Genomic DNA, 10835 nt, shown 5'->3' on the forward strand with positions numbered 1-10835 from the left:
CGACGGTGATCCGGATTGACGCGAAGGACGGTGCTTTCGTACCATCGTCGATCCTTTTTCGCGGCCGGCACGGCGCGGAGACGGACTGAACGGGGTATAGCGCAGTCTGGTAGCGCGCCTGCTTTGGGAGCAGGATGTCGGGGGTTCGAATCCCTCTACCCCGACCATCCGTTCGCGGAGCAGGGCGGGATCGGCGCGGCGTCTGGCGCCGGGACTTGTGACAATGCGGCTGTCGATGCGCCCGTAGCTCAACCGGATAGAGCATCGGCCTTCTAAGCCGACGGTTGCAGGTTCGAGTCCTGTCGGGCGTGCCATCCGCCGTGCGGTCAGACGGTGGAATGGAAAGCCTGCAACGAGGTGTTGCGCGGCGGTGTCTTGCCGGTGTGCACAGCTTCAGTGGTGGGCGTAGCTCAGTTGGTTAGAGTACCGGATTGTGATTCCGGTTGTCGTGGGTTCGAGTCCCATCGTCCACCCCAACTTTCGTTACAATCTAGAAGTTAAGCGGGCCGTTAGCTCAGTTGGTAGAGCAGGAGACTCTTAATCTCTTGGTCCTAGGTTCGAGTCCTAGACGGCCCACCATTTTTCCTGGCGCGAGCGCGCCGGCTCCGGAAGAGCCTTCGCGCAGGCGGCAGGCCGGTCCGGGCGAAAGTGGCGAAACTGGTAGACGCACCAGATTTAGGTTCTGGCGGGGCAACCCGTGAGAGTTCGAGTCTCTCCTTTCGCACCACTTCCTTCCCGCAACGTGCCTGTCGCAGCGACCGCCTGGGGTGACCCGGACCGCGGCGTTTCGCGACGTCTGCAGCCCGGTCGGAGCATGCATCGGCACAGGACGTGCCATCGCATCGAGCGCGAGAGCGCGTGAAGCGAAAAGCGTGGCGCGGTGACGCCGCGACCGTTTTTCAGCAGGCCGCGACCGGATGCGCGGCCTCGCCAACTGCACATTGATCCTGAGGAACACCATGCAAGTCTCGATCGAAAACGTCGGTTCGCTCGGCCGCAAGCTCACGGTTCGCCTCCCCGCGCAGCGCCTCGAGGACACCGTGCGCTCGCGCATCCAGGAGATGGGTCGCAGCGCGCGCCTCAAGGGTTTCCGCCCGGGCAAGGTGCCGACCAAGGTGATCGAGCAGCGCTACGGCAACCAGATCCGCAACGAAGCGCTGTCGGAGATGATCGGCTCGAGCTTCCAGGAAGCGGTCACGCAGGAAAAGCTGCGCCCGGCCGTGCAGCCGTCGATCGCGACGACGGGCCGCCCGGAGAACGGAGAGATCGAGTACACGGCCACGTTCGAAGTGCTGCCGGAGATCGGCAAGCTCGACGTCGGCAGCCTCGAGATCGTCAAGCCCGTCGCGAGCGTGACCGATGCGGACATCGACCAGATGATCGAGACCCTGCGCCTGCAGCGTCGCACCTGGAACGCAGTCGAGCGCGAAGCGAAGGAAGGCGACATGGTGCTGTTCGAGTTCTCCGCGCAGGGTGAAGGCTTCCGCCACCCGGAGAATGGCACCGACCGCGTCGGCGCGGTGCTCGGCTCGGGCGCGTACTCCAAGGAACTCGAAGACAAGCTCGCCGGCCACAAGGCCGGTGACGAATTCACCACCCATGTCGATTTCCCGGCCGCGGTGCGAACGCCGGCGCTCGCCGGCAAGTCGGTCGACGTCACCGTCAAGCTCGTGCGCGTGCAGGAAGCGCAGTTGCCGGCCGTCGACGAAGCGTTCGCGGCGAGCTTCGGCATCAAGGAAGGCGGCCTCGCGCGTTTCCGCGAGGACGTGCGCGCCAACCTCGAGCGCGAGCTCAAGGGCGTCCTGATGGGCCGCCTCAAGGCGGGCGCGCTGGAGAAGCTCGTCGAAGCGCATCCGGAACTCGAGCTGCCGCAGGGCATGGTCGAGAACGAGGCGCGCCAGCTCGCGCGCCAGGCGGGCCTGCAGAGCCAGGACGCCGTCGCGCAGTTCCTGCCGACCGCGCGCCGCCGCGTCGGCGCCGGCCTGCTCATCGCCGAACTCGCGCGCCAGAACGACATCCGCCTCGACTCGCGCCGCGTCAGCGAAGCGCTGGCGACGATCGCTTCGACCTACGAGGAACCCGAGCAGGTCGTTGAACTCTATTCGCGCGACCCCCAATTGATGAGCGCGCTGCAGAACCGCGTGATCGAGGACCAGGTCGTCGAATGGCTGGCCGACCACGCCAAGTGCAGCGAACAGCAGCTCAGTTTCAACGACGTCATGCGGCCGGGCGCCTGAGCGCGAACGGCGCCCAGGAGAACCCCATGTCCAGCCTGATCACCCCGGCCACCAGCCTCAACCTCGTCCCGATGGTGGTCGAGCAGACCTCGCGTGGCGAGCGCGCCTACGACATCTACTCGCGCCTGCTCAAGGAGCGCGTGGTGTTCGTGGTCGGGCCGATCGACGATTACATGGCGAACGTGGTCGTCGCCCAGTTGCTGTTCCTCGAGTCGGAGAACCCCGACAAGGACATCAACCTGTACATCAACAGCCCCGGTGGCGTGGTCACCGCGGGCCTCGCGATCTACGACACGATGCAGTACATCCGCTGCGACGTCAGCACGATGTGCGTCGGCCAGGCCTGCAGCGCGGCGTCGCTGCTGCTCACCGCGGGCGCCAAGGGCAAGCGTTACGCGCTGCCGAACTCGCGCGTGATGATCCACCAGCCCTCCGGTGGCGCGCAGGGCCAGGCGACCGACATCGAGATCCAGGCGCGCGAGATCCTCTACCTGCGCGGCCGCCTCAACCAGATCTACGTCAAGCACACCGGCCAGCCGCTCGAGCAGATCGAGCGCGACATGGAGCGCGACCGCTTCATGAGCGGCGAGGATGCCAAGGCGTACGGGCTGATCGACGCGGTGCTCGACCGCCGCCCGGGCGAAGTCCCGGTGACGCCGGCCTGATCGCGCAAGATCGGCGCCACTTCACGCTTTTTTACATCAATCGCGGCCGGACCGAGGGTCCGGTCGCGCTGTGCTATCCTGCGCCTGCAATTGCGGCGACACTCCGAGGCGGAGCATGACTGACGACCGGCAAAGCCGATCGGGCGACAACGGCAAGATCCTGTACTGCTCGTTCTGCGGCAAGAGCCAGCACGAGGTCCGCAAGCTCATCGCGGGCCCGTCCGTGTTCATCTGCGATGAATGCGTGGAGCTGTGCAACGACATCATCCGCGAGGAGCTCGAGGAGAAGGCGGCCAGCGCGCGCAGCGACCTGCCAAAGCCGGCCGAGATCCTCGACGTGCTCGACCAGTACGTGATCGGCCAGGCGCGCGCGAAGAAGGTGCTCGCGGTCGCCGTGTACAACCACTACAAGCGGCTCGAGACGCGCAGCCGCAATGACGACGTCGAACTCGCCAAGTCGAACATCCTGCTCGTCGGCCCGACCGGCTCGGGCAAGACGCTGCTCGCCGACACGCTCGCGCGCCTGCTCAACGTGCCGTTCACGATCGCCGACGCGACGACGCTGACCGAAGCCGGTTACGTCGGCGAGGACGTCGAGAACATCATCCAGAAGCTGCTGCAGAAGTGCGACTACGACGTCGAGAAGGCGCAGAGCGGCATCGTCTACATCGACGAGATCGACAAGATCTCGCGCAAGAGCGAGAACCCCTCGATCACGCGCGACGTGTCCGGTGAAGGCGTGCAGCAGGCGCTGCTCAAGCTCATCGAAGGCACGGTCGCCTCGGTGCCGCCGCAGGGCGGGCGCAAGCATCCGCAGCAGGAATTCCTGCAGGTGGACACCAAGAACATCCTGTTCATCGTCGGTGGCGCATTCGCGGGCCTCGAGAAGATCATCCTGCAGCGCTCCGAAGCGACCGGCATCGGTTTCAATGCCGAAGTGCGCAGCAAGGACCGCCAGGCCGACGCGAGCAAGCTGCTCGCCGAGGTGCAGCCGGAAGACCTGATCAAGTTCGGCCTCATCCCCGAATTCGTCGGCCGCCTGCCGGTGGTCGCGACCCTCGAGGAACTCGACGAGACGGCGCTGGTCAAGATCCTGACCGAGCCGAAGAACGCGATCACCAAGCAGTTCAAGAAGCTGTTCGAGATGGAGGGCGTGGAACTCGAGTTCCGCCCCGACGCGCTCATCGCGATCGCGCGCAAGGCGATCCGCCGCAAGACCGGCGCTCGCGGCCTGCGCACGATCCTCGAGCAGGTGCTGCTCGACACGATGTTCAACCTGCCGTCGCTCGAACACGTGAGCAAGGTCGTCGTCGACGAGGCCGTCCTCAACGGCCAGGCCGAGCCGTACCTGATCTATCGCGGCAACATGCAGACCCGCGCCGCCTCCGAGTGAGGCGGCCGCGGCGCCGACGCGCCGCCGCCGTTTGCGTCCACCCAGGGGAATTCCGATGAAGATGCGATTCGTTGCAGGGTTGCTGCTGTCCTCGTTCATGCTCGCGTGCGCCATTGCACCGGCACAGGCGAAACACGCGCCGGCGTCGACCGCACCGGGCCGTTACGAGGACTGGGGCCCGGACATCGACGTGGTCGAGATCACCCGCACGTTCCGCAGCGCCGACTACGAGCGTATCGCGATCGAGCCGCTCGTGACCGACGGCGTGGGGCTGCCGGCGAGCGACGAGAACACCTACGAGCCGGTCAAGAACATGCTCGGACGCTTCACGGCCGTGTTCGCCGAGCGGCTGCGCGAGGCGTCGGCCAAGCCGGTGGACGTGGTCGAAGCCGCGCCGTCCGCGGCACGTGTGCTGCACCTGCGCGGCAAGGTGCTGCTGCTCGATCCCGGCTCGCGCGCGAAGCGCTACTGGGGTGGTTTCGGCGCCGGCGCGGTGCGCGTGGAAGTGCGCTGCGAGCTCGTCGATGGCGCGTCCGGCGATGTGCTGCTCTCCTTCACCCAGCAGCGCCGCTCCGGTTTCGGCGGTTTCGGCGGGGACTACGAGGAACTCATGGCGCGCACGATCCGCCAGGTCGCCGATGACACGGCGAATTTGCTGAACGAGTTCTGAGCGGACCCGCCGGCGGCGGGCAAGCTTGCAAATTCCGCGGCGAATCCTCACTTGACGATACGGCAGCGTCGGTCCACGCTGCCATTCGTATTTGCGCGGGACCCCGTTTCGCCACCGTTTACCCAAGAGTTCCGATGACCGACAAGCCGAGCAAACTTCCGAAGACCCCGCACGATCCGATCGAGCTGCCGGTATTGCCGCTGCGCGACGTGGTCGTGTTTCCGCACATGGTCATCCCGCTGTTCGTGGGCCGCGAGAAATCGGTGCGCGCGCTCGAAAGCGCGATGGCGGACGACAAGAAGATCCTGCTCGTCGCGCAGCGCAGTCCCGACGTGGACGAACCCGCGGTCGCCGACCTTTACACGATCGGCACGATCGCGACGGTGCTGCAGCTGCTCAAGTTGCCGGACGGCACGATCAAGGTCCTCGTCGAGGGCACCGACCGCGCCGAGATCGCCGCGTTCGGCGAACGCGACGGCCTGATGGTCGCGCACGCGCGCGTGCTCGAGGCGAGCTATACGCGCGGCGAGCGCGAGATCGAGGTGATCGGCCGCCAGCTGACCAGCCTGTTCGAGCAGCTCGTGAAGCTCTCGCGCAAGATCCCGCCCGAACTCATGTCGACGCTCGCAGGCATCGAGGACCCGTCGCGCCTCGCCGACACGATCGCCGCGCACATCGCGGTGCGCGTCGCGGAGAAGCAGCGCGTGCTCGAGACGGTCGACGTCGCGGACAGGCAGGAACTCCTCGTCGGCCTCGTCGACGGCGAAATCGACGTGCAGCAGATCGAGAAGCGCATCCGCGGCCGCGTCAAGTCGCAGATGGAGAAGAGCCAGCGCGAGTACTACCTCAACGAGCAGATGAAGGCGATCCAGAAGGAGCTCGGTGACATCGAGGATGCGCCGAACGAACTGGAGGAACTCGCGCGCAAGATCGGCGCCGCCGGCATGCCCAAGCCGATCGAGGCGAAGGCGCGCGCCGAGCTCAACAAGCTCAAGCAGATGTCGCCGATGTCCGCCGAGGCGACCGTCGTGCGTAACTACATCGACTGCCTGCTCGGCGTGCCGTGGAAGAAGAAGACCAAGGTGCGCCGCGACCTCAAGCGCGCCGAGGACGTGCTCGACGCCGACCATTTCGGGCTCGAGAAGGTCAAGGAACGCATCCTCGAGTACCTTGCGGTGCAGCAGCGCGTGCACAAGATGAAGGGGCCGATCCTCTGCCTCGTCGGCCCGCCGGGCGTCGGCAAGACTTCGCTCGGCCAGTCGATCGCCAAGGCGACCAACCGCAAGTTCATCCGCATGTCGCTCGGCGGCGTGCGCGACGAAGCGGAGATCCGCGGCCATCGCCGCACGTACATCGGTTCGATGCCGGGCAGGATCATCCAGAACCTGACCAAGGCGGGCACGAAGAACCCGCTGTTCGTGCTCGACGAAATCGACAAGATGTCGATGGACTTCCGCGGCGATCCGTCGGCGGCGTTGCTCGAGGTGCTCGATCCGGAACAGAACCACACCTTCAACGACCATTACCTCGAGGTCGATGTGGACCTCTCCGAGGTCATGTGGATCGCCACGGCCAATTCGCTGAATATCCCGCCGGCGCTCGCCGACCGCATGGAGATCATCCGCATCCCGGGTTACACCGAGGAGGAGAAGCTCAACATCGCCCAACGTTACCTGGTGCCCAAGCAGCTCAAGGCGAACGGTCTCAAGGCGGCGGAGCTCTCGGTGTCGGAAGACGCCCTGCGCGATGTCGTGCGCTACTACACGCGCGAATCGGGCGTGCGCAGCCTCGATCGCGAGATCTCCAAGATCTGCCGCAAGGTGGTCAAGGAGCTCAGCCTCGCTGCGGCGAAGGCTGCAAAGAAGGGCGGCGAGCGCAAGCGCGGGAAGGTCAGCGTGAGCGCGAAGAACCTCGACGACTACCTTGGCGTGCGCAAGTTCACCTACGGCCGCGCCGAACAGCAGAATGAAATCGGCCTCGTGACCGGCCTCGCCTGGACCGAGGTCGGCGGCGACCTGCTCAGCATCGAAGCGACGATCGTTCCCGGCAAGGGCAAGCTCATCCATACCGGCCAGCTCGGCGACGTGATGCAGGAGTCGATCCAGGCCGCGCTCAGCGTCGTGCGCGCACGCGTCGATCGGCTCGGCGTCGATCCGGAGTTCCACCAGAAGCTCGACATCCATGTGCACGTGCCCGAAGGCGCGACGCCGAAGGATGGGCCGAGTGCGGGCATCGCGATGTGCACGGCGCTGGTGTCGGCGCTGACCAAGGTGCCGGTTCGCTCGGAAGTCGCGATGACGGGTGAGATCACGCTGCGTGGTCGCGTGCTGCCGATCGGCGGCCTGAAGGAGAAGCTGCTCGCCGCGCATCGCGGCGGCATCACCACGGTGATCATCCCCGAAGAGAACCGCAAGGACCTCGTCGACATCCCGAAGAACGTGACCCAGTCGCTCGAGATCCATCCGGTGCGCTGGATCGACGAAGTGCTCGACATCGCGCTCGAACGGCCGCTCGCACCCGCGACCAAGTCCGACGGCGATGCGCCGCTCGCGCGCGAGGAACATCCGGCCGAAAGCGGCGTGCGTCCGCATTGAGGTCCGCTCGGCGAAGGCGGCGCGATCGCTGCCGCCTTCATCGAGCGCGCACCTCCCAAGTGGCGCAAATGCGCGAAATTCCTGCAAATCCGCTCAACACGTCGTGTTGCGTGGCCTTGGGGGCACTGGTATAAAGAGCGCGCCGCGATCCAGGTGACGCAGCCGTCCGGGCGATTGCGGGGTACCGAGACGCGCTGACCCGAGGTGCATCACCTCCGCCCATGCGCGTTTCGACTCGATCAAATTCTGCGGGGTGCATGCCCCGTGCGGGAGTCCTACATGAATAAAGCCGAATTTGTCGCCGCGATCGCGGATGCCTCCGAACTGACCAAGGCCGACGCCGAGCGCGCCATCGAGGCGATGTTCAAGGTGGTGAAGAAGACCCTCAAGGCCGGTGAGTCCATCTCGCTCGTCGGTTTCGGCACCTTCGTGGTGCGCAAGCGCGCTGCGCGCACGGGTCGCAACCCGCGCACGAACGAAACGATCAAGATCAAGGCGTCCAAGGTTCCCGCGTTCAAGGCCGGCAAGGCCCTCAAGGACGCGCTGAACTGACGGGACGTCGGACGCGGCGCGTCGCCGCGTCCGTGGCAACACGGGTGCTTAGCTCAGCGGTAGAGCGTCGCCCTTACAAGGCGAGGGTCGGGGGTTCGAAACCCTCAGCACCCACCAGCTTCGGCCGCAGGGGTTCGCGGCCGGCACGCTCCGCGCACGGGGAATGCGCGACCGGATCCCGCGGGCGAAACGGCGCCGGCAGCGATCCTGCGGTCCCAGCGACGGCGCCCTCGGGCGCCGTCGTCCTGTGCGCGAGGTGTCTCGCGCGGCGGCCGTGACCGCGTAAAATCGCCCATCCGGTCGGCTCCACGCCGGCCGGCTCCATCACACAGGTTCCCAATCCATGCTGCAGCTTCTGCGCGGAAAGAAATCCAGCTTGTTCGTGAAGATCGTCCTCGGGGTGATCGTCATCGGCTTCTCGTTCTTCGGCATCGAGTCGTACTTCGTGGCGAACACGAGCACGAACGTGGCGACCGTCGGTGACGGCGCCATCAGCGAGCAGGAATTCACCCAGCGATACAACCGCGCGGTGCAGTTCGAAATGCAGCGCATGAAGCAGCAGTTCGGTGCGAACGTGAACGCGTCGATGTTCCAGACGCCGGCGTACAAGCACCGCGTGCTCGAGGACCTCGTCAACGAGAAGCTGCTGCTCGAGGCGAACGACCGGCTCGGCATCGTCGTTCCTCTGGAACGGCTGCGCAGCGAGATCCAGAAGGTCGCGGCGTTCCAGAACGAAGGCGTTTTCGACCCCGAGCAATACAAGCAGGTGCTCGCCGCCAACGGCATGAGCCCGCAGTCGTTCGAAGAGGAGATGCGCAAGGAGATCGGCCGCGGCCTGTTGCCGACGCAGATCGCCGCGACCTCGATCGCCACCGACGCTGAAGTCGACGCCTACCTGCGCCTGCGCGACCAGAGTCGCGACTTCCGGTTCGCCAAGCTCGACAAGCCCGCGCCCGCCGAGGGCGAAATCAAGGACGACGAGATCGACGCCTGGTACAAGCAGCACCAGGCCGAGTTCATGATTCCGGAGCAGGTCGCGGTCGAATATCTCGAACTCGACGCGTCGAAACTCGAAATCGACCAGACGCCCGACGAGGGCGTGCTGAAGGATCGCTACGAAAAATCGAAGGCGCGCTACGTCACGCCCGAACAGCGCCTCGCTTCGCACATCCTGATCAAGGTGGGCGGCAAGGGCTCGCCGGACGACCAGAAGGCGGCGCTGGCCAAGGCCGAAGACATCGAGCGGCAGCTCAAGGGCGGCAAGGACTTCGCCACGCTGGCGAAGCAGGAATCGGCCGACCTCGGCTCGAAGAACCAGGGCGGCGATCTCGGCTGGCTCGACCGCGGTACCACCGATGAAGCCTTCGAGAACGCGTTGTTCGCGCTCGCCAAGGGCGAAGTCTCCAAACCGGTGCTGACCGGCGAGGGCTACCATGTCATCGAACTGCGCGACGTCCGCCCGGGCAAGACGCGCAGCTTCGACGAGGTCAAGCCCGATCTGGTGAAGGAATACGCCGACACCGAGCGCGAGCGCGTCTACTCCGACAAGGCCGGTCGCCTGACCGAGCTGACCTATCAGAATCCGTCCACGCTCGAGACCGCTGCGAAGGAGCTCGGCCTCACGGTGCAGAAGACCGATCTGTTCGCCCGCACCGGCGGGCAGGGCATCGCCGCCAACCCGGCGTTCGCGCAGGCCGCATTCGGCGACAGCGTGCTCGTGCAGAACAACAATTCCGATCCGGTCGAGATCGGCCCCAACCACATCGCGGTCATGCGCATCGCCGAGCACAAGCCGGCGACCCCCAAGCCGCTCGCCGAGGTGAGCGAGGCGGTGCGCAAGCGCATTGTTTCCGAGCGTACCGCCAAGCAGGCGAAGGATCACGCCGACGCGCTGTTCGCAGAGCTCGGCAAGGACAAGACCCTCGATGCACTGGCGACGTCGGAGAACCTCAAGGTCGAGGAGCAGAAGGGGGTCGGCCGCGACGCCGCCAACCTGGACAGCCGCCTCGTCTCCGCGGTGTTCTCGATGCCGCGGCCCGCAGGCGACCAGCCGAGCTACCGCCTCGTCGACCTCGGTGGCGACAGTTACGCGCTCGTGCAACTCACCGGCGTCACCGACGGCGATCCGTCCAAGCTCGACGCGAAGACGCGCGAGGCCGCGCGCAACACCTTGCAGCAGCAGTCGTCGTCGGCGGTCACGCGCGAGTTCGTCGATGCGATTCGCAAGGCGACCAAGGTGTCGATCTCGGAAAGCAAGTTGCAGGACCAGAATCCGTAGCGGGTCGCGGTTTCCCGGTTGCGAAAAAGGCCGCACATTGCGCGGCCTTTTTATTGGAGTTCCCGAACGTCGCGACGGGTTGCGCCCGATCTTCGTGCCGTCATGATGTGGATCCGCACGTCTCGTCTTTCCGAAGTGGGCCGGGCCTGGGTAGAAGCCGTTATGCGGGGCTTCACATTCAAAGCCGGCGTCGGTAGCCGCGCAAGGCTTCTTTCGCCAAAACGCGGCGTCGTCGCAAGGTTCCGCTCGCCTCGGCGGCGAGCGGGTGACTTCTCTTTGCTTGCCCAAAGAGAAGTCACCAAGAGAAAGGGCACCCCGCGTCGCCGCCCGCGCGGCAGGGCCACGCCGGGTCACCGTAGGCGGCCGGGTGCGCCCACACAGCAGAACAGAGCAGTAGCAGCACCGCCCCCCAACACACACGCGCCCCCATAGGGCCAGATAGGCCG

7 protein-coding genes and 6 tRNA genes are annotated in these 10835 nt (G+C 65.9%); all 13 read left to right on the forward strand.

The window, feature by feature from the left end; genetic code table 11:
• Positions 1-90 precede the first annotated feature (90 nt).
• The 13 genes from ACTHK2_RS16240 to ACTHK2_RS16300 all read left to right on the forward strand — a co-directional run bounded on the left by ACTHK2_RS16240 (position 91) and on the right by ACTHK2_RS16300 (position 10389).
• A tRNA-Pro gene (locus ACTHK2_RS16240) sits at positions 91-167 on the forward strand.
• Between the two features lie 70 nt (positions 168-237).
• Positions 238-314 (forward strand) — tRNA-Arg (locus ACTHK2_RS16245).
• Between the two features lie 85 nt (positions 315-399).
• Positions 400-476 (forward strand) — tRNA-His (locus tag ACTHK2_RS16250).
• 27 nt (positions 477-503) lie between these two features.
• Positions 504-579 (forward strand) — tRNA-Lys (locus tag ACTHK2_RS16255).
• Positions 580-642: 63 nt separating this feature from the next.
• Positions 643-727, forward strand: a tRNA-Leu gene (locus ACTHK2_RS16260).
• A gap of 232 nt (positions 728-959) precedes the next feature.
• A complete protein-coding gene (tig, locus tag ACTHK2_RS16265; protein ID WP_440246762.1) occupies positions 960-2237 on the forward strand; it encodes a trigger factor in 1278 nt (425 codons plus the stop codon).
• A 26-nt stretch (positions 2238-2263) separates the two neighbouring features.
• Positions 2264-2902 (forward strand): ATP-dependent Clp endopeptidase proteolytic subunit ClpP, encoded by a 639-nt coding sequence (gene clpP, locus ACTHK2_RS16270; protein WP_440246763.1) that lies wholly within the window; start codon positions 2264-2266, stop codon positions 2900-2902.
• Between the two features lie 115 nt (positions 2903-3017).
• Positions 3018-4295, forward strand: coding sequence for an ATP-dependent Clp protease ATP-binding subunit ClpX (gene clpX / locus ACTHK2_RS16275; protein ID WP_440246764.1), 1278 nt, complete (start codon positions 3018-3020; stop codon positions 4293-4295).
• Positions 4296-4350: 55 nt separating this feature from the next.
• Positions 4351-4965 (forward strand): DUF4410 domain-containing protein, encoded by a 615-nt coding sequence (locus ACTHK2_RS16280; RefSeq protein ID WP_440246766.1) that lies wholly within the window; start codon positions 4351-4353, stop codon positions 4963-4965.
• 134 nt (positions 4966-5099) lie between these two features.
• On the forward strand, positions 5100-7559 hold the full coding sequence (gene lon, locus ACTHK2_RS16285) for an endopeptidase La (RefSeq protein WP_440246767.1): 2460 nt from the start codon (positions 5100-5102) through the stop codon (positions 7557-7559).
• Between the two features lie 264 nt (positions 7560-7823).
• Positions 7824-8111: an HU family DNA-binding protein gene (locus ACTHK2_RS16290; protein WP_310735126.1), complete on the forward strand. Its 288-nt coding sequence runs from the start codon at positions 7824-7826 to the stop codon at positions 8109-8111.
• 42 nt (positions 8112-8153) lie between these two features.
• A tRNA-Val gene (locus ACTHK2_RS16295) sits at positions 8154-8228 on the forward strand.
• Positions 8229-8454: 226 nt separating this feature from the next.
• A complete protein-coding gene (locus ACTHK2_RS16300; RefSeq protein ID WP_440246768.1) occupies positions 8455-10389 on the forward strand; it encodes a SurA N-terminal domain-containing protein in 1935 nt (644 codons plus the stop codon).
• Positions 10390-10835: the final 446 nt, after the last annotated feature.

This window comes from Dokdonella sp., assembly GCF_051958935.1.
Taxonomy (GTDB): Bacteria; Pseudomonadota; Gammaproteobacteria; order Xanthomonadales; family Rhodanobacteraceae; genus Dokdonella_A.

Excerpts from the sequence above, each read along its gene's own strand:
- ACTHK2_RS16280 (WP_440246766.1), top strand. The coding sequence starts at position 4,351 with ATGAAGATGCGATTCGTTGCAGGGTTGCTGCTGTCCTCGTTCATGCTC.
- tig (WP_440246762.1), top strand. The coding sequence starts at position 960 with ATGCAAGTCTCGATCGAAAACGTCGGTTCGCTCGGCCGCAAGCTCACG.
- clpX (WP_440246764.1), top strand. The coding sequence starts at position 3,018 with ATGACTGACGACCGGCAAAGCCGATCGGGCGACAACGGCAAGATCCTG.
- lon (WP_440246767.1), top strand. The coding sequence starts at position 5,100 with ATGACCGACAAGCCGAGCAAACTTCCGAAGACCCCGCACGATCCGATC.
- clpP (WP_440246763.1), top strand. The coding sequence starts at position 2,264 with ATGTCCAGCCTGATCACCCCGGCCACCAGCCTCAACCTCGTCCCGATG.
- ACTHK2_RS16300 (WP_440246768.1), top strand. The coding sequence starts at position 8,455 with ATGCTGCAGCTTCTGCGCGGAAAGAAATCCAGCTTGTTCGTGAAGATC.